We start from the raw sequence: 19,408 nt of genomic DNA on the forward strand, positions 1-19,408 counted from the left end.
CCCGGCGCGCCGCCCGCGCGCGACGGTCTCCGGGCGGGCGCGCCGCGCCCGCCGCCAGCCGAACGTCTCCGCGATGAACCCCTCCTCCCTGACGCGCCGCGCCTGGCTCGCGCTCGCCGCCGCCGGCCTGGCCGCCCCGCTGCACGCGCAACCCCAGGCCGCGCCGATCAAGATCGCGCTGATCGAGGGCCTCTCGGGCGCTTTCGCCAACGCCGGTGACGCCGTCGCACGCAACATCCAGTGGGCCGTCGAACGTGTCAACGCACGGGGCGGCGTGCGCCTGCCCGGCGGCGCGCGGCCGCTGGAGCTGGTGCGCCTGGACAGCAAGGGTTCGACCGAGGAGGCGCTGTCGCTGCTGCGCGCGGCGCTGGACCAGCGCATTGCCTTCGTGCTGCAGGGCAACAGCTCGGCCACCGCGGCGGCGCTGATCGACGCGCTGGACAAGCACAACGCGCGCGAGCCCGACCGGCGCGCGATCTTCCTCAACTACTCGGCCGTCGACCCGGCGCTGACCAACGAACGCTGCAGCTTCTGGCACTTCCGCTTCGACGCCCACGCCGACATGCGGCTGGCGGCACTGACCGACGTGCTGCAGGGCGACCGCGCCGTGAAGAAGGTCTACCTGATCGGCCAGGACTACAGCTTCGGCCAGCACGTCAACCGCAAGGCGCGCGAGATGATCGCCGCCAAGCGCCCCGACATCGAGATCGTCGGCGACGAGCTGCACCCGATGGGCCGGGTGAAGGACTTCATCCCCTACGCCACGAAGATCAAGACCAGCGGCGCCCAGGCGGTGCTGACCGGCAACTGGGGCAACGACCTGACGCTGCTGGTGCGCGCGCTGCGCGAGGTCGGCAGCGACGCCAAGCTCTACACCTTCTACGGCAACGCGCTCGGCGCGCCGGCCGCGGTGGGCGACGCCGGCATCGGCTCGGTGCTGGCGGTGGCCGAGTGGCACCCCAACGTCGGCGGCGCGCCGGCCGAGGCCTTCTACGCCGCGTTCCGCAAACGTTTCCCGGACCCGCGCGAGGACTACGTGCACGCGCGCATGCAGGTGCTGGTCGAGATGCTGGCCGCGGCGATCGAACGTGCGCGCGGCACCGAAGCCGCCGCGGTGGCGCACGCGCTCGAAGGCCTGAGCTATGACGGCGCCACGCTCGGCGGCCTGCACCGCGCGACGATGCGCGCCGAGGACCACCAGTTGCAGCAGCCGCTGGTCGTCAGCGTGATGGAACGTGCCGGCACCCGCGAGGTGCCGCACGACGTCGAAGGCTCGGGCTACGGCTTCAAGACGCTGCGCCGCCTGGACGCAGCCGCCGTCGCCCAGCCCAGCACCTGCCGCATGATCCGCCCCCGCTGACGCCGAGACCCCGATGCGCGACACCATCCAGACCCTGCCGGCTTCCAAGATCCGCGAAGTCGCCAACGCCGGCCTCGGCCGCGACGATGTGCTCGCCTTCTGGTTCGGCGAAAGCGACGAGGTCACGCCCGAACCGGTGCGGCGGGCCGCGGCACGCTCGCTCGAAGCCGGCGAGACCTTCTATTCGCACAACCTCGGCCTGCCCGAGCTGCGCGAGGCGATCGCCGCCTACGCCAGCGCGCTGCACGGCCCGGTCGACGCCGGCCGCATCGCCGTCACGTCCTCGGGCGTCAACGCGCTGATGCTGGCGATGCAGCTGCTGGTCGGTGCCGGCGACGAGGTCGTCGCCGTCGTGCCGGTCTGGCCCAACCTGACGGCGCAGCCGGAGATCCTGGGCGCCACCGTCACCCGCGTGCCGCTGCGGCCGCAGGGCGGGCGCTGGGCGCTGGACCTGGACGAGCTGCTGGCGCGTGTCACCGAGCGCAGCCGCGTGCTGCTGGTCAACGCGCCGAACAACCCGACCGGCTGGACGCTAACACGCGCCGAGCAGCAGGCGATCCTGGAGCACTGCCGCAGGACCGGCACCTGGATCGTCGCCGACGAGGTCTACGAGCGCCTGGTCTTCGACGGCGGCGCCCGGGCGGCGCCGAGCTTCCTGGACATCGCCAGCGACGACGACCGGCTGGTCGTCGTGCACAGCTTCAGCAAGAGCTTCCTGATGACCGGCTGGCGGCTGGGCTGGCTGGTGCTGCCGGCCGGCCACCACGACGGCATCGGCAAGCTGCTGGAGTTCAACAGCTCCTGCGCCCCGGTCTTCGTGCAGCGCGGCGGCCTGGCGGCGCTGGGCATCGCCGACGAGTTCGTGCCCGGCCTCGTCGCGCGCCTGCGCGGCTGCCGCGACCGGCTGGTCGCCGGGCTGCAGGCGCTGCCCGGCGTCACCGTGGCTTCGCCGCCGGGCGGCATGTACGCCTTCTTCCGCGTCGAGGGCCGCGACGACTCGCTGGCCTTCGCCAAGACACTGGTGCGCGACCACGGGCTGGGCCTGGCGCCGGGTGCGGCCTTCGGCCCGGAAGGCGAGGGCTGGTTGCGCTGGTGCTTCGCGTCCAAGGACCCGGCACGGCTGGATGCGGGTCTGGAACGGCTGGCGGCCGCGATCCGTCTATAATCGCGTGTTCCGCTGGTTTCGGCCGGCGGGATCCACGCACGGCACCGGTCGGTTTCACTGGTGATCCGCAAGTCCGCAACACGGAAACCGCAGCCAGCGCCAACGGCCTGGGCGGTCTCCACTCGTCAAGAGGAAACGCCCATGTCCCTCGATATCGCGAAGAAGGCCGAGATCGTCGCGGCCAACGCCCGTGGCGCCAACGACACCGGCTCCCCCGAAGTCCAGGTCGCGCTGCTGACCGCTCGCATCAACGAGCTGACCCCGCACTTCAAGCAGCACCTGAAGGACCACCACGGCCGCCGCGGCCTGCTGAAGATGGTCAACCAGCGCAAGCGCCTGCTGGCCTACCTGAAGGACCGTGCGCCCGATCGCTACACCGCGCTGATCGCCAAGCTGGGCCTTCGCAAGTAAGAATCGGATCGGGGGCGCCGCGCCGCGGCGGCCCCGTCTTCCCAGGTTTCTCCAACCGGGCACGGACGCAGCCGTGTCATTCCAACGACGCCTCGAACAGGGTTTCACTGGAATGGCATCGCGCCGGCCCAACACCGAAAGGCAATGCCCATGAGCATGTTCAACAAGGTCACGAAGAGCTTCCAATGGGGCTCGCACCAGGTCACGATGGAAACGGGCGAGATCGCCCGCCAGTCCACCGGCGCCGTCGTCGTCAGCGTCGACGACACCGTCGTGCTGGCCACCGTGGTCGCCAAGTCCGACGCCAAGGCCGGCCAGGACTTCTTCCCGCTGACCGTCGACTACATCGAGAAGACCTACGCCGCCGGCAAGATCCCCGGCAGCTTCTTCAAGCGTGAAGGCCGTCCGAGCGAGCTCGAGACGCTGACCTCGCGCCTGATCGACCGCCCGATCCGTCCGCTGTTCCCCGAAGGCTTCTACAACGAGGTCCAGGTCGTCATCCACGTGCTGAGCCTGAACCCCGAGGTCCAGGCCGACATCCCGGCGATGATCGCGACCAGCGCCGCGCTGTCGATCAGCGGCATCCCGTTCAATGGCCCGATCGGCGCCGCGCGCGTCGGCTACGTCAACGGCGAGTACGTGCTCAACCCGAGCGCCGCCCAGCTGGCCGACAGCCAGATGGACCTCGTCGTCGCCGGCACCGAAGCCGCCGTGCTGATGGTCGAGTCCGAGGCCACCGGCCTGTCCGAGGAAGTGATGCTCGGCGCCGTCGTCTTCGGCCACGACCAGGGCAAGATCGCGATCGCCGCGATCAACGAGCTGGTGCGTGAAGCCGGCAAGCCGGCCTGGGACTGGCAGCCGCCGGCCAAGGACGAGGCCTTCATCGCCAAGGTCACCGCGTTGGCCGAGGAGCCGCTGCGCGCCGCCTACCAGATCCGCAGCAAGCAGGCCCGCACCCAGGCCACGCGTGCCGTCGGCGCCAGCGTGCAGGCCGCGCTGAAGGAAGAGGGCGTCGCCTTCGACCCGGTCGCCGTCGACAACCTGCTGTTCGAGATCGAGGCGCGCATCGTGCGCGGCCAGATCCTGGCCGGCGAGCCGCGCATCGACGGCCGCGACACGCGTACCGTGCGCCCGATCGAGATCCGCTCCAGCGTGCTGCCGCGCACCCACGGCTCGGCGCTGTTCACGCGCGGCGAGACGCAGGCCCTGGTCGCCGCGACGCTGGGCACCGAACGCGACGCGCAGCGCATCGACGCGCTGGCCGGCGAGTTCGAGGACCGCTTCATGCTGCACTACAACATGCCCCCGTTCGCCACCGGCGAGACGGGCCGCGTGGGCAGCCCCAAGCGCCGCGAGATCGGCCACGGCCGCCTGGCCAAGCGGGCGCTGGTCGCCGTGCTGCCGAACAAGGACGAGTTCCCGTACACGATGCGCGTGGTCTCGGAGATCACCGAGTCCAACGGTTCGTCGTCGATGGCCTCGGTCTGCGGCGGCTGCCTGTCGCTGCTGGACGCCGGCGTGCCGCTGAAGGCGCACGTCGCCGGCATCGCGATGGGCCTGATCAAGGAAGGCAACCGCTTTGCCGTGCTGACCGACATCCTCGGTGACGAGGATCACCTCGGCGACATGGACTTCAAGGTGGCCGGCACCGCCAGCGGCATCACGGCGCTGCAGATGGACATCAAGATCCAGGGCATCACCAAGGAGATCATGCAGGTCGCCCTGGCGCAGGCCAAGGAAGCGCGTCTGCACATCCTGGGCAAGATGGTCGAGGCCGTCGGCGGCGCCAAGGCCGAGGTGAGCCAGTTCGCCCCGCGCCTGTACACGATGAAGATCAACCCGGAGAAGATCCGCGACGTCATCGGCAAGGGTGGCGCGACGATCCGGGCGCTGACCGACGAGACCGGCTGCACGATCGACATCGGCGAAGACGGCACGATCACGATCGCCAGCACCGACGCCGACAAGGCCGCCTTCGCGCAGAAGCGCATCGAGGAGATCACGGCCGAGGCCGAGATCGGCAAGGTCTACGAAGGCCCGATCACCAAGATCCTGGACTTCGGCGCCCTGGTCAACATCCTGCCGGGCAAGGACGGCCTGCTGCACATCAGCCAGATCGCCCACCAGCGTGTCGAGAAGGTCACCGACTTCCTCGAAGAAGGCCAGGTCATCAAGGTCAAGGTGCTCGAGACCGACGAGAAGGGCCGCATCAAGCTCAGCATGAAGGCGCTGCTCGACAAGCCGGAAGGCTACGTCGAGGAAGAGCGTCCGCGCCGCGAGCGCAGCGAGCGGGGTGACCGTGGCGATCGCGGCGATCGTGGTCCGCGCCGCGAGCGTGAACCCCGCGAGCCGCGTGAACCGCGCGAGCCGCGGGCCGAGGCGGCTCCGGCCGCCGACGCGCCGGCCGCCGAGGCGCCGGCTCCGGAGCAGGGCGCCGAGCGCGCGCCCGGCCAGGAGTAAGCCGCAGCGATGCGTGCTGTCGAGATCAGCCGTTTCGGCCGGCCCGAGGTGCTGCAGATCGTGCAGCGCCCGGCGCCGGTGCCGGCGGCCGGCGAGCTGCTGATTGCGGTGCAGGCTTCGGGCGTCAACCGCCCGGACGTGCTGCAGCGCCGCGGCCACTACCCGCCGCCGCCGGGCGCTTCCGACCTTCCCGGTCTGGAGGTCGCCGGGACGGTGCTCGACGGTGCGCCCGAGGATCTCGCGGCCGCGGGGCTGGCGATCGGCGACGCGGTCTGTGCGCTGGTTGCCGGCGGCGGTTATGCCGAGCAGTGCGCCGCTCCGGCGGCGCAGTGCCTGCCGGTGCCGCGCGGGCTGACGATGGTCGAGGCGGCGAGCCTGCCCGAGACCTTCTTCACCGTCTGGCAGAACGTGTTCGCCCTGTCGCGCCTGGCGCGTGGCGAGACGCTGCTGGTGCAAGGCGGCACGAGCGGCATCGGCGTCACCGCGATCCAGCTCGCCAAGGCCTTCGGCGCGCAGGTGATCGTCACCGCCGGCAGCGACGACAAGTGCGCCGCCGCGCGGGCGATCGGTGCCGACCACGCGATCAACTACCGCACGCAGGACTTCGCCGCCGAAGCCAATCGCCTGACCGATGGCCGCGGCGTCGACGTCGTGCTCGACATGGTCGCCGGCGACTACGTCGCGCGCGAGGTCGAGTGCCTGGCGGTCGACGGCCGCCTGGCGATCATCGCGGTCCAGGGCGGCACGGCCAGCGCTTTCGACGCCGGCCAGGTGCTGCGCAAGCGCATCACGATCACCGGCTCGACGCTGCGTGCGCGCAGCGTCGGCTACAAGGCCGGCCTGGCCCGTGCGCTGCACGAGCAGGTCTGGCCCTTGCTGGAGACCGGCGCCGTCAAGCCGGTCGTGCACCGCGTGTTCCCGGCGGCCGAGGCGGCCGCGGCGCACGCGCTGATGGAATCCGGTTCGCACGTCGGCAAGATCGTGCTGAGCTGGTGAACCCCTTCTCGAGGACTCCCAAGATGCGACGCAAGCTCGTGGTGGGCAACTGGAAGATGCACGGCAGCCGCCCGGCGAACGCCGAGCTGCTGGCCGCGCTGATGGCCGGCCGCCCTTACGCCGCTGACGTGGCGGTCTGCGTGCCCCACGTGTTCCTGTCCGAAACCGCGGCGACGCTGGCCGGCACGGACCTGCGCTGGGGTGCGCAGGACGTCTCCGAGCACGAGCAGGGCGCCTACACCGGCGAGGTGTCGGCGGCGATGCTGGCCGAATGCGGCTGCCGCTATGCCATCGTCGGCCACTCCGAACGCCGCGCCTACCACGCCGAGAGCGACGCCGTCGTCGCGCGCAAGGCGCAGGCGGCGCTGGCGCGTGGCGTGACGCCGATCGTCTGCGTCGGCGAGACGCTGGAGCAGCGTGACGCCGGCGAGACCGAGGCTGTCGTCAAGCGCCAGCTGTCGGCGGTGATCCACCAGCTGACGCACTGCGCCAGCGAGATCGTCGTCGCCTACGAGCCCGTCTGGGCCATCGGCACCGGCCGCACCGCGACACCCGAGCAGGCGCAGGCGGTGCACGCGGTGCTGCGTGCGCAGCTGCAGGCCGCCACCGGCCGCGGCCAGACGATGCGCATCCTCTACGGCGGCAGCGTCAAGGCGGACAACGCCGCGACGCTGTTCGCGCAACCCGACATCGACGGCGGGCTGATCGGCGGTGCCTCGCTGAAGGCCGCCGACTTCATCGCGATCTGCCGCGCCGCGGCCTGAGTATTTCCCGGAGTTTTCCCATGCACATCTGGATGAACCTCATCCTCGTCCTGCAGATCCTGTCGGCCCTGGCGATGATCGGCCTCGTGCTGATCCAGCACGGCAAGGGCGCCGACATGGGCGCCTCGTTCGGCGGCGGCTCCTCGGGCAGCCTGTTCGGTGCCACCGGCAGCGCGAACTTCCTGTCGCGCTCGACGGCGGCCTGCGCGACGCTCTTCTTCTGCTGCACGCTGGCGCTGGCCTTCATGTCCAACAGCGTGCGAGGCCCGTCCCAGGAGCGCGGCAGCGTTCTCGACCGCGCGGCGCCCACGGCCCCGGCCGAACCCAGCGCGCCGGCCACCGGTGCGATTCCGGGTGCGCTGACCCCGGCGGCGCCGGCCTCCGGCGCGACCGGTGCGAATTGAGCGCGACTGAATCGTCTGTAAGGCTTTACGAGAAAGAAACCGCGAATCGATATAGAATGCGTCTTTGTCTGGTGAGCGACCCTCATGCCAACCAGACAGTAAGCGCCAGAGTTTGACGTCTTGCCGACGTGGTGAAATTGGTAGACACGCTATCTTGAGGGGGTAGTGGCGAAAGCTGTGCGAGTTCGAGTCTCGCCGTCGGCACCAAAGACCGAGTGACGTGTTGTCCGGAGGTGGTCCAAGCATCCGGCAATGCCGCCCCGAGGAGCAATCCGAACGGGCGAGAAGCGCGCCCGTCGGGCAGTCGTGTAGGCTGTTCGAGGCGCGTTTTTTTTCGACCTGACAGAACCTGACGGGACTCTGACTAGGATCAAAGAAACATGGACATCCAGGCCTACCTCCCCGTCATCCTGTTCGTGCTCGTCGGCCTTGCCGTCGGCGTCGCGCCACAGGTCCTCGGCTTCATCTTCGGCCCCAATCGGCCGGACGTCGAGAAGAACAGCCCGTACGAATGCGGGTTCGAGGCCTTCGAGGACGCGCGCATGAAGTTCGACGTGCGCTACTACCTCGTCGCCATCCTCTTCATCCTCTTCGATCTCGAGATCGCTTTCCTCTTCCCCTGGGCCGTCGCCCTGCACGACATCGGCGCGACCGGGTTCTGGGCGATGATGCTGTTCCTCGGCATCCTCGTCGTCGGCTTCGTCTACGAGTGGAAGAAAGGCGCGCTGGACTGGGACTGAACCCGGCCGGCTGGGAGACACGCTATGGGAATCGAAGGCGTCATCAAGGAAGGCTTCGTCACCACCTCGGTGGACAAGCTGATCAACTGGTCCAAGACCGGATCGCTGTGGCCGATGACCTTCGGCCTCGCCTGCTGTGCCATCGAGATGATGCATGCCGGCGCCGCGCGCTACGACATGGACCGCTTCGGCATGCTGTTCCGGCCCAGTCCGCGCCAGAGCGACCTGATGATCGTCGCCGGCACGCTGTGCAACAAGATGGCGCCGGCGCTGCGCAAGGTCTACGACCAGATGGCCGAACCGCGCTGGGTGCTGAGCATGGGCTCCTGCGCCAACGGCGGCGGCTACTACCACTACAGCTACTCCGTCGTGCGCGGCTGCGACCGCATCGTTCCGGTGGATGTCTACGTGCCGGGCTGCCCGCCGACGGCCGAGGCGCTGCTGTACGGGATCATGCAGCTGCAGAGCAAGATCCGACGCGAAAACACCATCGCGCGCTGACCGCGCGATCCGCACGATGAGCATCCGACTCGACCTCCTGCAGAGCGCCCTCGAAAGCGCGCTGGCCGGCAAGATCCGCACGTCCGTGCGCGCGCTCGGCGAGATCACCATCACCGTCGGCGCCGCCGACTACCTGGACGTCGCGCGCACGCTGCGCGACACGCCCGAACTGCGCTTCGAGCAGCTCGTCGACCTCTGCGGCGTCGACTACTCGGACTATCGCAACCAGCCCTGGGACGGCCCGCGCTTCTGCGTCGTCTCGCACCTGCTGTCGGTGACGCACAACTGGCGCCTGCGCCTGAAGGTCTTCTGCCCCGACGACGACCTGCCGGTGGTGGCCTCGGTCAACGACATCTGGGGCTCGGCCAACTGGTTCGAGCGCGAGGCCTTCGACCTCTACGGCATCGTCTTCGAGGGCCACCTCGACCTGCGCCGCATCCTCACCGACTACGGCTTCATCGGTCACCCGATGCGCAAGGACTTCCCGACCACCGGCAACGTCGAGATGCGCTACGACCCCGAGAAGAAGCGCGTGATCTACCAGCCGGTGACGATCGAGCCGCGCGAGATCATTCCGCGCGTCGTGCGCGAGGACAACTACGGCGGGCTGCACTGATGGCCGAGATCAAGAACTACACGCTGAACTTCGGCCCGCAGCACCCGGCCGCGCACGGGGTGCTGCGCCTCGTGCTCGAGCTCGACGGCGAGGTCATCCAGCGCGCCGACCCGCACATCGGCCTGCTGCACCGCGCCACCGAGAAGCTCGCCGAGACCAAGACCTACCTGCAGAACCTGCCGTACATGGACCGTCTCGACTACGTGTCGATGATGGTCAACGAGCAGGCCTACTGCCTGGCGGTCGAGAAGCTGCTGGGCATCGAGGTGCCGCTGCGCGCCAAGTACATCCGCACGATGTACGCCGAACTCACGCGCCTGCTCAACCACCTGCTGTGGCTGGGCACGCACGCCATGGACTGCGGCGCGATGAACGTCTTCCTCTACGCCTTCCGCGAGCGCGAGGACATCTTCGACATGTACGAGGCGGTGTCGGGCGCACGCATGCACGCGGCCTACTTCCGTCCGGGCGGCGTCTACCGCGACCTGCCGGACGCGATGCCGCAGTACACGTTCAGCAAGATCCGCAACGAGCGCGCGCTCAAGGAGCTCAACGCCAACCGCCAGGGCTCGCTGCTCGACTTCATCGAGGACTTCGTCAAGCGTTTCCCCAGCCGCGTCGACGACTACGAGACGCTGCTCACCGACAACCGCATCTGGAAGCAGCGCACCGTCGGCATCGGGGTCGTCACCCCCGAGCGCGCGCTGAACCTGGGCTTCTCCGGCCCGATGCTGCGCGGCTCGGGCATCGCCTGGGACCTGCGCAAGCAGCAGCCCTACGACGCCTACGACCGCGTCGACTTCGACATCCCGGTCGGCGTGAAGGGCGACACCTACGACCGCTATCTCGTCCGCATGGAGGAGATGCGCCAGTCCAACCGCATCGTGCAGCAGTGCGTGGACTGGCTGCGCGCGAACCCCGGCCCGGTCATCACCGACAACCACAAGGTCGCGCCGCCGGCCCGCGTGGACATGAAGGCCAACATGGAAGAGCTGATCCACCACTTCAAGCTCTTCAGCGAAGGCATGCACGTCCCCGAGGGCGAGGCCTATGCCACCGTCGAGCACCCCAAGGGCGAGTTCGGCATCTACCTGATCAGCGACGGGGCGAACAAGCCCTACCGCATGAAGATCCGTCCGCCGGGTTTCGTGCATCTGGCCGCGCTCGACGAGCTCGCGCGTGGCCACATGCTCGCCGACGCGGTCGCGATCATCGGCACCATGGACATCGTGTTCGGCGAGGTCGATCGATGAATTTCTCCGAAGCCACGCTGGCGCGCTTCGCGCGCGAAGTGGCCAAGTTCCCCGCCGACCAGAAGCAGTCGGCCGTGATGGCCTGTCTGGCGATCGTCCAGCACGAGCAGGGCCACGTGTCGCAGGAAGCCGAGGAGGCGATCGCCGCCTACCTGGGCATGCCGGCGATCGCGGTCCACGAGGTCACGACCTTCTACAACATGTACAACCAGCGGCGCGTGGGCAAGTACAAGCTCAACGTCTGCACCAACCTGCCGTGCCAGCTGCGCCACGGCGAGCATGCGCTGGACCACGTCTGCAAGAAGCTCGGCGTCGAGCCCTACGGCACGACCGAGGATGGCCTGTTCACCGTCCAGCCCAGCGAGTGCCTGGGCGCCTGCGCCGACGCGCCGGTGATGCTCGTCAACGACCGCGAGATGCTGAGCTTCATGAGCGACGAGCGCCTCGACGAGCTGATCGAGACGCTGCGCAAGGAAGGATGAGCATGGTCGACCTGTCCAAGTTCAAGACCCGCGGTGTCGAGACCTGCTTCCACGGCCGGCACCTGCAGCCGCAGATCTACGCCGGCCTCGACGGCCGCAACTGGCGCCTGGCCGACTACGTCGCGCGCGGCGGCTACTCGGCGCTGAAGAAGATCCTGGGCGCCGACGGCGGCCCGGGCATGACGCCGGACCAGGTCATCGCCGAGGTCAAGCTGTCGGCACTGCGCGGCCGCGGCGGCGCGGGCTTCCCGACGGGGCTGAAGTGGAGCTTCATGCCGCGCCAGTTCCCCGGGCCGAAGTACCTGGTGTGCAACTCCGACGAGGGCGAGCCCGGCACCTGCAAGGACCGCGACATCCTCTCGTACAACCCGCACATCGTCATCGAAGGCATGTGCATCGCGGCCTACGCGATGGGCATCCGCACGGGCTACAACTACATCCACGGCGAGATCTTCGAGGTCTACCAGCGCTTCGAGGAGGCGCTGGACGAGGCGCGTGCCGCCGGTTTCCTCGGCGACAACATCCTCGGCTCGCAGCACAGCTTCCAGCTGCACGCCTTCCACGGCTTCGGCGCCTACATCTGCGGCGAGGAGACGGCGCTGCTCGAGTCGCTCGAAGGCAAGAAGGGCCAGCCGCGCTTCAAGCCGCCGTTCCCGGCGAGCTTCGGCCTGTACGGCAAGCCGACGACGATCAACAACACCGAGACCTTCGCCGCGGTGCCGTGGATCATCAACCACGGCGGCCAGGCCTACCTCGAGGTCGGCAAGCCGAACAACGGCGGCACGAAGATCTTCTCGGTGGTCGGCGACGTCGAGCGCCCGGGCAACTTCGAGATCCCGATGGGCACGCCCTTCGCCACGCTGCTGGAGATGGCCGGCGGCGTGAAGGGCGGGGCGCTGAAGGCGGTGATCCCCGGCGGCTCGTCGGCACCGGTGCTGCCGGCCCGGGTGATGATGGACCTGACGATGGACTACGACGCCATCGCCAAGGCCGGCTCGATGCTGGGCTCGGGCGCCGTCATCGTCATGAACGACAAGCGCTGCATGGTCAGGAGCCTGATGCGCCTGTCCTACTTCTACCAGCACGAGAGCTGCGGCCAGTGCACGCCGTGCCGCGAGGGCACCGGCTGGCTGTGGCGCCTGGTGGAACGCATCGAGACCGGGAAGGGGCGCGCCGAGGACCTGGCGCTGCTCGACTCCGTCGCGGACAACATCAAGGGCCGCACGATCTGCGCCCTCGGTGACGCGGCTGCCATGCCCGTGCAGGGCATGCTGAAGCACTTCCGCGACGAATTCGCCTGGCACGTCGAACACAAGACCTGCATGGTCTCCCAGCACGCCTAGGGCTCGCATGATCGAACTCGAACTCGACGGGAAAAAGGTCCAGGTCGCCGAAGGCAGCATGGTCATGCATGCCGCCGACGCGGCCGGCACCTACGTTCCCCACTTCTGCTACCACAAGAAGCTCTCGATCGCGGCCAACTGCCGCATGTGCCTGGTCGAGATCGAGAAGGCCCCGAAGCCGATGCCGGCCTGCGCGACCCCGGTCACGCAGGGCATGGTGGTGCGCACCAACAGCGAGAAGGCCGTGCGCGCCCAGAAGGGCGTGATGGAGTTCCTGCTGATCAACCACCCGCTGGACTGCCCGATCTGCGACCAGGGCGGCGAGTGCCAGCTGCAGGACCTGTCGATGGGCTACGGCGGCTTCGCCTCGCGCTACAGCGAGGAGAAGCGCGTCGTCTTCCACAAGGACGTCGGCCCGCTGCTGTCGATGGAGGAGATGTCGCGCTGCATCCACTGCACGCGCTGCGTGCGCTTCGGCCAGGAGATCGCCGGGGTCATGGAGCTCGGCATGGTCCACCGCGGCGAGCACAGCGAGATCACGACGATGCTGGGCAACACCGTCGACAGCGAGCTCTCGGGCAACATGATCGACCTCTGCCCGGTCGGCGCGATCACCAGCAAGCCCTTCCGCTACCAGGCCCGGACCTGGGAGCTGTCGCGCCGCAAGAGCGTCAGCCCGCACGACAGCACCGGCGCCAACCTGATCGTCCAGGTCAAGGCCAACAAGGTGCTGCGCGTCGTCCCGTTCGAGAACGAGGACGTCAACGAGTGCTGGATCGCCGACCGTGACCGCTTCAGCTACGACGCGCTGAACAGCCCGTCGCGCCTGACCCGGCCGATGATCAAGCAGGGCGGCCAGTGGCAGGCCGTGGACTGGAACACCGCGCTGGGCTACGTCGCCGACGGCCTGAAGCGCGTCATCGCCGAGTTCGGCCCGCAAGGCGTCGGCGCGCTCGGCAGCGCGCACTCCACCGTCGAGGAACTGCACCTGCTGGCCAAGCTCGTGCGCGGCCTGGGCAGCCAGAGCGTCGACTTCCGCACTCGCCACGCCGACTTCGCCAACGTCGCGCCGGCCGGCCACGCGCGCTGGCTGGGCCTGCCGATCGCCGCGCTGACGACGCTGGACACGGTGTTCGTCGTCGGCTCCTTCCTGCGCAAGGACCACCCGCTGTTCGCGCAGCGCATCCGCCAGGCGGCGCGCCACGGGGCACGCGTCCATTCGCTGTCGGCGTCGCGCGAAGACTGGGCGATGCCGCTGGCCGGCCACCTGGCGGCGCTGCCGTCGGGCTGGCATGGCGCGCTGGCCGAAGTCGCTGCCGCGGTCGCCGCCGCCAAGGGCGTCGCCTCGCCGGTCGAGGCCCAGCCGGGCGAAGCCGCGCAGGCTGTCGCCGCCGCGCTCGTCGCCGGCGAACACAAGGCCGTGCTGCTGGGCAACGCCGCCGCGCAACACCCGCAGGCCTCGGCGCTGCTGGCGCTGGCGCAGTGGATCGGCCAGCACACCGGCGCCGCCGTCGGCTACCTCGGCGAGGCGGCCAACACCGTCGGCGCCCAGCTCGTCGGCGCGCTGCCGGGCGAAGGCGGGTTCAACGCCGGCCAGATGCTGTCGCAGCCGATGAAGGCGCTGATCGCGCTGAACCTCGAGCCGGTGCTTGACGCCGCCGACGCCGCCGCCGCGCGTGCCGCGCTGGGTGGCTCGGGGCTCGTCGTCTCGCTGTCGCCGTTCGAGGACGCGATGGCCGACGTCGCCGACGTCATGCTGCCGATCGCGCCGTTCACCGAGACCGCCGGCAGCTTCGTCAACGCCGAAGGCCGGCTGCAGAGCTTCCAGGGCGTCGTGCGCCCGCTGGGCGACACGCGTCCGGCCTGGAAGGTGCTGCGCGTGCTCGGCAACCTGCTCGGACTGCCGGGCTTCGATCACGACAGCGCCGAGGCCGTGCGCGCCGAGGCGCTGGGCGACCCGGCCACGATCGCCGCGCGTCTGGACAACACGCCGGCCGCCGCCACCGGCTCGCCGGTCGCGCGCGACGGCGCGCTCGAGCGTGTCGCCGACGTGCCGATCTACGCCACCGACTCGCTGGTGCGCCGCTCGGCGCCGCTGCAGCGCAGCGCCGACGCGCGTGTGCCGCCGGTCGGCCTGCCGTCGTCGCTGTGGCGCCAGCTCGCTCTCGCCAAGGGCGACAAGGTGCTGGTCGCGCAGGGGCAGGGCGCTGCCGTGCTCGCCGCGCGTGAGGAGCCCTGGCTGGCCGACGGCGCCGTGCGCGTGGCCGCCGGCCACCCGGACACCGTCGCGCTGGGCGCGATGTTCGGCCCGATCACGGTGGAGAAGGCCTGACCATGCTGGACTCGCTGAACCAATACGGCACCGCCGCGCTCGGCCCCGGCGGCTGGCTGGTGGTCTGGACGCTGCTGAAGATCGTCGTCCTGGTGCTGCCGCTGATGGGCTGCGTCGCCTACCTGACGCTGTGGGAGCGCAAGGGCATCGGCTTCACGCAGATCCGCCTCGGCCCCAACCGCGTCGGCCCGGGCGGCCTGCTGCAGCCGATCGCCGACGCGGTCAAGCTGATCTTCAAGGAGATCATCCGTCCGTCCGCGGCGAGCAAGGGCCTGTTCTTCCTCGGCCCGATCATGACGATCACGCCGGCGCTGGCGGCCTGGGCGGTGATCCCGTTCGGCCCGGAGACGGTGCTGGCCAACGTCAACGCCGGCCTGCTGCTGCTGCTGGCGATCACCTCGATCGAGGTCTACGGCGTCATCATCGCCGGCTGGGCGTCGAACTCGAAGTACGCCTTCCTCGGCGCGCTGCGCGCGTCGGCGCAGATGGTCAGCTACGAGATCGCGATGGGCTTCGCGCTCGTCGTCGTGGTGATGGTCTCGGGCACGCTGAACCTCGGCGAGATCGTCGCCGCGCAGGGCCGCGGCCTGGGCGTGGACAACGGTGCCAACCTGCTGTCGTGGAACTGGCTGCCGCTGCTGCCGATCTTCTTCGTCTTCTTCATCGCCGGCCTGGCCGAGACCAACCGCGCGCCGTTCGACGTCGTCGAGGGCGAGTCCGAGATCGTCGCCGGCCACATGATCGAGTACTCGGGGATGTCGTTCGCGATGTTCTTCCTGGCCGAGTACGCGAACATGATCCTGGTGAGCACGATGACCGTCGTGCTGTTCCTCGGCGGCTGGCTGCCCCCGTTCGCCTTCCTCGACTTCCTCCCCGGCTGGTTCTGGCTGGTCGCCAAGGTCTTCGTCGTCGTGACGATGTTCCTGTGGGTGCGCGCGACGCTGCCGCGCTTCCGCTACGACCAGATCATGCGCCTGGGCTGGAAGGTCTTCATTCCGGTGACCCTGGTCTGGCTGGTCGTGATCGGCCTGTGGATCCAGTCGCCGTTCAACATCTGGAAGTGAGGTCGACGATGCCCAACGCCTCCGCCATCAAGGACGTGCTGTCGAGCTTCATGCTCGCCGAGATCTTCAAGGGCATGGCGCTGACCGGCAGGCACTTCCTGTCCAAGGCGATCACGATCCAGTATCCCGAGGAGAAGACTCCGCTGTCGCCGCGCTTTCGCGGCCTGCATGCGCTGCGCCGCTACGAGAACGGCGAGGAGCGCTGCATCGCCTGCAAGCTCTGCGAGGCGGTGTGCCCGGCGATGGCGATCACGATCGAGAGCGACGTGCGCGCCGACGGCACGCGCCGCACGACGCGCTACGACATCGACCTGACGAAGTGCATCTTCTGCGGCTTCTGCGAGGAGAGCTGCCCGGTCGACTCGATCGTCGAGACGCACATCTTCGAGTACCACGGCGAAAAGCGCGGCGACCTGTACTTCACGAAGGACATGCTGCTGGCCGTCGGTGACCGCTACGAGAAGGAAGTCGCGGCCAACCGCGAGGCGGACGCTCCCTACCGCTGAGAACATGAACACGACCACGGCGCTCTTCTATCTCTTCTCCGCGGTGCTGCTGTTCGCCGCGCTGCGCGTGATCACCGCACGCAGCACGGTGCACGGCGTGCTCTACCTCGTGCTCGCCTTCTTCAACGCGGCCTGCATCTGGATGCTGCTGCAGGCCGAGTTCCTGGCCATCGTGCTGGTGCTGGTCTACGTCGGCGCGGTGATGGTGCTGTTCCTGTTCGTCGTCATGATGCTGGACATCAACAGCGAATCGGTGCGCACCGGCTTCTGGAAGCACTTCCCGCTGGCCGGCATGGTCGGCGCGGTCATCGCGCTGGAGATGTCGCTGGTGCTGCTGCGCGGCTTCCAGCCGGCGCAGGCGCCCGAACTGACGGCGCAGGCGCTGGAGATGGGCAACACCCGGCTGCTGGGCATCGAGCTCTACACGCACTACCTGTACCCGCTGCAGCTGGCGGCCGTGCTGCTGCTGGTGGCCATCGTCGCCGCGATCGCGCTGACGCTGCGCCACCGCAAGGACAGCCGCCGCGTCGACCCGGCCATGGCGGTGCGCGTCAAGCGCGCCGACCGCGTGCGCCTGGTCAAGGTGCCCACGGTCAAGGCCGACGCCGCGACCGACAACAAGGAAGGCCAAGCATGAGCCTCGGACCGATCACGCTCGGCCACTACCTGTCGCTGGGCGCCATCCTGTTCGCGCTGTCGGTCATCGGCATCTTCATGAACCGGCGCAACCTGATCGTGCTGCTGATGGCCATCGAGCTGATGCTGCTGGCCGTCAACCTGAACTTCGTCGCCTTCTCGCACTACCTGGGCGACATGGCGGGCCAGATCTTCGTGTTCTTCATCCTGACCGTCGCCGCCGCCGAGTCGGCGATCGGCCTGGCGATCCTCGTCGTGCTGTTCCGCAACCGCGCGTCGATCAACGTCGAGGAACTCGACGAACTGAAGGGTTGACGACAGACATGGCAGCGACTCTCTCGCAAAACCTCCTGCTCGCCGTCCCGCTCGCGCCGCTGGTCGGTGCGCTCGTCGCGGGCCTGGCCGGCAAGGCGGTCGGCCGCCGCGGCGCGCACACGGTGACGATCCTCGGCGTGCTGATCTCGTTCATCTGCTCGGCCATCGTGCTGAAGGCCGTGGCGATGGACGGTGCCCGCTTCGCCGGCACGATCTACGAATGGGCCGTCGTCGGCGGCCTGAGGATGGAAGTCGGCTTCCTCGTCGACGGCCTGACGGCGATGATGATGTGCGTCGTGACCTTCGTGTCGCTGATGGTGCACGTCTACACCATCGGCTACATGGAAGAGGACCCGGGCTACCAGCGCTTCTTCTCGTACATCTCGCTGTTCACCTTCTCGATGCTCATGCTGGTCATGAGCAACAACTTCCTGCAGCTGTTCTTCGGCTGGGAGGCGGTGGGCCTGGTGAGCTACCTGCTGATCGGCTTCTGGTTCAAGAAGCCGAGCGCGACCTTCGCCAACATGAAGGCCTTCCTGGTCAACCGGGTCGGCGACTTCGGCTTCATCCTGGGCATCGGCCTGATCGTCGCCTACGCCGGCACGCTGGACTACGCCGAGGCCTTCGCCAAGGGCCCGGAGCTGGCCGCGCTGAGCTTCCCCGGCCAGGACTGGATGCTGATCACCGTGATCTGCATCTGCCTGTTCATCGGCGCGATGGGCAAGAGCGCGCAGTTCCCGCTGCACGTCTGGCTGCCCGACTCGATGGAAGGCCCGACCCCGATCTCGGCGCTGATCCACGCCGCGACGATGGTCACCGCCGGCATCTTCATGGTGGCGCGCATGTCGCCGCTGTTCGAGCTGTCGGACACGGCGCTGAACTTCGTGCTCGTGATCGGTTCGATCACCGCGCTGTTCATGGGCTTCCTGGGCATCATCCAGAACGACATCAAGCGGGTCGTCGCCTACTCGACCCTGTCGCAGCTGGGCTACATGACGGTGGCGCTGGGCGTGTCGGCGTATTCGGTGGCGGTGTTCCACCTGATGACGCACGCGTTCTTCAAGGCGCTGCTGTTCCTGGCCGCGGGCTCGGTGATCATCGGCATGCACCATGACCAGGACATCCGCAACATGGGCGGCCTGCGCAAGTACATGCCCATCACCTGGATCACCGCGCTGCTGGGCTCGCTGGCGCTGATCGGCACGCCGCTGTTCTCGGGCTTCTACTCCAAGGACAGCATCATCGAGGCGGTGCACGCCAGCACCTTGCCGGGCGCCGGCTTCGCGCTGTTCGCGGTCACGGCCGGTGTCTTCGTCACCGCGTTCTACTCGTTCCGGATGTACTTCCTCGTCTTCCACGGCGAGGAGCGTTTCCGCCACAAGCCCTTCCCGCCGGAGGACGACCACGCGCATGGCGATGAGCACGGCCATGGCCACGACGCCACGCCGCACGAGTCGCCCTGGGTCGTGACCGCGCCGCTGCTGCTGCTGGCGCTGCCCTCGGTCGTGATCGGCTTCATGACCATCGGCCCGATGCTCTACGGCGACTTCTTCGCCGGCGCGATCTTCGTCGACGCTGCGAAGCACCCGGCGATGGCCGAGCTGGCCGAGAAGTGGCACGGCGCGACCGCGATGGCGCTGCATGGCCTGCAGACCGCGCCGTTCTGGCTGGCGCTGGCCGGTGTCGTCACCGCCTGGGTCTTCTACCTGAAGGCACCGCAGATCCCGGCCGCGCTGGACCGCACGCTCAAGCCGCTGCGCACCGTGCTCGAGAACAAGTACTACATGGACTGGTTCAACGAGCACGTGCTGGCCGCCGGCGCGCGCCTGCTGGGCACCGGTCTGTGGAAGGGGGGCGACGTCGGCCTGATCGACGGCGCGATCGTCAACGGCTCGGCCAAGACGGTGGGCCTGCTCGCCGGCGTGCTGCGCCGCGTGCAGACCGGTCACCTGTACTGGTACGCGCTCGTCATGCTGCTGGGCATCTTCGGCTTCATGACCTGGCGCCTGTGGCCGTTCCTCGGCGGCCTGACGGGCTGACTCGCGACCGCAATAGAAGAG

General features: G+C 68.9%; 19 protein-coding genes and 1 tRNA gene. All 20 read left to right on the top strand.

Annotated elements, in window-relative coordinates; genetic code table 11:
* The first annotated feature begins 73 nt into the window (after positions 1-73).
* The 20 genes from RBXJA2T_RS12460 to nuoL all read left to right on the top strand — a co-directional run bounded on the left by RBXJA2T_RS12460 (position 74) and on the right by nuoL (position 19,387).
* Complete coding sequence (locus tag RBXJA2T_RS12460; protein WP_009857740.1) at positions 74-1,360, top strand: branched-chain amino acid ABC transporter substrate-binding protein; 1,287 nt, start codon at positions 74-76, stop codon at positions 1,358-1,360.
* Positions 1,361-1,373: 13 nt separating this feature from the next.
* Positions 1,374-2,525, top strand: a complete 1,152-nt coding sequence (locus RBXJA2T_RS12465; RefSeq protein ID WP_009857741.1) for a pyridoxal phosphate-dependent aminotransferase — start codon at positions 1,374-1,376, stop codon at positions 2,523-2,525.
* A 141-nt stretch (positions 2,526-2,666) separates the two neighbouring features.
* Positions 2,667-2,936: a 30S ribosomal protein S15 gene (rpsO, locus tag RBXJA2T_RS12470; protein ID WP_009857742.1), complete on the top strand. Its 270-nt coding sequence runs from the start codon at positions 2,667-2,669 to the stop codon at positions 2,934-2,936.
* A gap of 150 nt (positions 2,937-3,086) precedes the next feature.
* Positions 3,087-5,396 (top strand): polyribonucleotide nucleotidyltransferase, encoded by a 2,310-nt coding sequence (gene pnp / locus RBXJA2T_RS12475; RefSeq protein ID WP_009857743.1) that lies wholly within the window; start codon positions 3,087-3,089, stop codon positions 5,394-5,396.
* Positions 5,397-5,405: 9 nt separating this feature from the next.
* Positions 5,406-6,392 (top strand): NAD(P)H-quinone oxidoreductase, encoded by a 987-nt coding sequence (locus RBXJA2T_RS12480; protein WP_009857744.1) that lies wholly within the window; start codon positions 5,406-5,408, stop codon positions 6,390-6,392.
* A 23-nt stretch (positions 6,393-6,415) separates the two neighbouring features.
* Positions 6,416-7,156 carry a triose-phosphate isomerase gene (tpiA, locus tag RBXJA2T_RS12485; protein WP_009857745.1) on the top strand — a complete coding sequence of 247 codons (741 nt, stop codon included), beginning with the start codon at positions 6,416-6,418 and terminating at the stop codon, positions 7,154-7,156.
* 20 nt (positions 7,157-7,176) lie between these two features.
* Positions 7,177-7,560 (top strand): preprotein translocase subunit SecG, encoded by a 384-nt coding sequence (gene secG, locus RBXJA2T_RS12490; RefSeq protein ID WP_009857746.1) that lies wholly within the window; start codon positions 7,177-7,179, stop codon positions 7,558-7,560.
* A gap of 122 nt (positions 7,561-7,682) precedes the next feature.
* Positions 7,683-7,767: transfer RNA gene (locus RBXJA2T_RS12495), tRNA-Leu, on the top strand.
* Positions 7,768-7,940: 173 nt separating this feature from the next.
* Entirely contained in the window at positions 7,941-8,300 is a 360-nt protein-coding gene (locus tag RBXJA2T_RS12500) for an NADH-quinone oxidoreductase subunit A (protein ID WP_009857747.1), read from the top strand.
* A 24-nt stretch (positions 8,301-8,324) separates the two neighbouring features.
* Positions 8,325-8,801: a NuoB/complex I 20 kDa subunit family protein gene (locus RBXJA2T_RS12505; protein WP_009857748.1), complete on the top strand. Its 477-nt coding sequence runs from the start codon at positions 8,325-8,327 to the stop codon at positions 8,799-8,801.
* A 16-nt stretch (positions 8,802-8,817) separates the two neighbouring features.
* Positions 8,818-9,417: an NADH-quinone oxidoreductase subunit C gene (locus tag RBXJA2T_RS12510; protein ID WP_009857749.1), complete on the top strand. Its 600-nt coding sequence runs from the start codon at positions 8,818-8,820 to the stop codon at positions 9,415-9,417.
* Positions 9,417-10,670, top strand: a complete 1,254-nt coding sequence (locus RBXJA2T_RS12515; protein ID WP_009857750.1) for an NADH-quinone oxidoreductase subunit D — start codon at positions 9,417-9,419, stop codon at positions 10,668-10,670. Before RBXJA2T_RS12510 ends, RBXJA2T_RS12515 begins: the two co-directional genes overlap by 1 nt.
* Positions 10,667-11,152, top strand: coding sequence for an NADH-quinone oxidoreductase subunit NuoE family protein (locus RBXJA2T_RS12520; RefSeq protein ID WP_009857751.1), 486 nt, complete (start codon positions 10,667-10,669; stop codon positions 11,150-11,152). Before RBXJA2T_RS12515 ends, RBXJA2T_RS12520 begins: the two co-directional genes overlap by 4 nt.
* Positions 11,149-12,495, top strand: coding sequence for an NADH-quinone oxidoreductase subunit NuoF (gene nuoF / locus RBXJA2T_RS12525; RefSeq protein WP_009857752.1), 1,347 nt, complete (start codon positions 11,149-11,151; stop codon positions 12,493-12,495). The genes RBXJA2T_RS12520 and nuoF overlap by 4 nt, the downstream gene beginning before the upstream one ends.
* Before the next feature lie 7 nt (positions 12,496-12,502).
* The gene (gene nuoG, locus RBXJA2T_RS12530) at positions 12,503-14,827 is read left to right on the top strand and encodes an NADH-quinone oxidoreductase subunit NuoG (RefSeq protein ID WP_009857753.1); all 2,325 of its coding nucleotides are present in this window, start codon (positions 12,503-12,505) and stop codon (positions 14,825-14,827) included.
* Between the two features lie 2 nt (positions 14,828-14,829).
* Positions 14,830-15,891, top strand: coding sequence for an NADH-quinone oxidoreductase subunit NuoH (nuoH, locus tag RBXJA2T_RS12535; protein ID WP_009857754.1), 1,062 nt, complete (start codon positions 14,830-14,832; stop codon positions 15,889-15,891).
* Between the two features lie 8 nt (positions 15,892-15,899).
* Positions 15,900-16,397 carry an NADH-quinone oxidoreductase subunit NuoI gene (gene nuoI, locus RBXJA2T_RS12540; protein WP_009857755.1) on the top strand — a complete coding sequence of 166 codons (498 nt, stop codon included), beginning with the start codon at positions 15,900-15,902 and terminating at the stop codon, positions 16,395-16,397.
* Positions 16,398-16,401: 4 nt separating this feature from the next.
* Positions 16,402-17,034, top strand: a complete 633-nt coding sequence (locus tag RBXJA2T_RS12545) for an NADH-quinone oxidoreductase subunit J (protein WP_009857756.1) — start codon at positions 16,402-16,404, stop codon at positions 17,032-17,034.
* On the top strand, positions 17,031-17,348 hold the full coding sequence (gene nuoK / locus RBXJA2T_RS12550; protein ID WP_009857757.1) for an NADH-quinone oxidoreductase subunit NuoK: 318 nt from the start codon (positions 17,031-17,033) through the stop codon (positions 17,346-17,348). The genes RBXJA2T_RS12545 and nuoK overlap by 4 nt, the downstream gene beginning before the upstream one ends.
* A gap of 8 nt (positions 17,349-17,356) precedes the next feature.
* Positions 17,357-19,387, top strand: coding sequence for an NADH-quinone oxidoreductase subunit L (gene nuoL / locus RBXJA2T_RS12555; protein ID WP_009857758.1), 2,031 nt, complete (start codon positions 17,357-17,359; stop codon positions 19,385-19,387).
* Positions 19,388-19,408 lie beyond the last annotated feature (21 nt).

The organism is Rubrivivax benzoatilyticus JA2 = ATCC BAA-35, from assembly GCF_000190375.1.
Taxonomy (GTDB): domain Bacteria; phylum Pseudomonadota; class Gammaproteobacteria; order Burkholderiales; family Burkholderiaceae_C; genus Rubrivivax; species Rubrivivax benzoatilyticus.

Excerpts from the sequence above, each read along its gene's own strand:
- RBXJA2T_RS12460 (WP_009857740.1), top strand. The coding sequence starts at position 74 with ATGAACCCCTCCTCCCTGACGCGCCGCGCCTGGCTCGCGCTCGCCGCC.
- RBXJA2T_RS12465 (WP_009857741.1), top strand. The coding sequence starts at position 1,374 with ATGCGCGACACCATCCAGACCCTGCCGGCTTCCAAGATCCGCGAAGTC.
- rpsO (WP_009857742.1), top strand. The coding sequence starts at position 2,667 with ATGTCCCTCGATATCGCGAAGAAGGCCGAGATCGTCGCGGCCAACGCC.
- pnp (WP_009857743.1), top strand. The coding sequence starts at position 3,087 with ATGAGCATGTTCAACAAGGTCACGAAGAGCTTCCAATGGGGCTCGCAC.
- RBXJA2T_RS12480 (WP_009857744.1), top strand. The coding sequence starts at position 5,406 with ATGCGTGCTGTCGAGATCAGCCGTTTCGGCCGGCCCGAGGTGCTGCAG.
- tpiA (WP_009857745.1), top strand. The coding sequence starts at position 6,416 with ATGCGACGCAAGCTCGTGGTGGGCAACTGGAAGATGCACGGCAGCCGC.
- secG (WP_009857746.1), top strand. The coding sequence starts at position 7,177 with ATGCACATCTGGATGAACCTCATCCTCGTCCTGCAGATCCTGTCGGCC.
- RBXJA2T_RS12500 (WP_009857747.1), top strand. The coding sequence starts at position 7,941 with ATGGACATCCAGGCCTACCTCCCCGTCATCCTGTTCGTGCTCGTCGGC.
- RBXJA2T_RS12505 (WP_009857748.1), top strand. The coding sequence starts at position 8,325 with ATGGGAATCGAAGGCGTCATCAAGGAAGGCTTCGTCACCACCTCGGTG.
- RBXJA2T_RS12510 (WP_009857749.1), top strand. The coding sequence starts at position 8,818 with ATGAGCATCCGACTCGACCTCCTGCAGAGCGCCCTCGAAAGCGCGCTG.
- RBXJA2T_RS12515 (WP_009857750.1), top strand. The coding sequence starts at position 9,417 with ATGGCCGAGATCAAGAACTACACGCTGAACTTCGGCCCGCAGCACCCG.
- RBXJA2T_RS12520 (WP_009857751.1), top strand. The coding sequence starts at position 10,667 with ATGAATTTCTCCGAAGCCACGCTGGCGCGCTTCGCGCGCGAAGTGGCC.
- nuoF (WP_009857752.1), top strand. The coding sequence starts at position 11,149 with ATGAGCATGGTCGACCTGTCCAAGTTCAAGACCCGCGGTGTCGAGACC.
- nuoG (WP_009857753.1), top strand. The coding sequence starts at position 12,503 with ATGATCGAACTCGAACTCGACGGGAAAAAGGTCCAGGTCGCCGAAGGC.
- nuoH (WP_009857754.1), top strand. The coding sequence starts at position 14,830 with ATGCTGGACTCGCTGAACCAATACGGCACCGCCGCGCTCGGCCCCGGC.
- nuoI (WP_009857755.1), top strand. The coding sequence starts at position 15,900 with ATGCCCAACGCCTCCGCCATCAAGGACGTGCTGTCGAGCTTCATGCTC.
- RBXJA2T_RS12545 (WP_009857756.1), top strand. The coding sequence starts at position 16,402 with ATGAACACGACCACGGCGCTCTTCTATCTCTTCTCCGCGGTGCTGCTG.
- nuoK (WP_009857757.1), top strand. The coding sequence starts at position 17,031 with ATGAGCCTCGGACCGATCACGCTCGGCCACTACCTGTCGCTGGGCGCC.
- nuoL (WP_009857758.1), top strand. The coding sequence starts at position 17,357 with ATGGCAGCGACTCTCTCGCAAAACCTCCTGCTCGCCGTCCCGCTCGCG.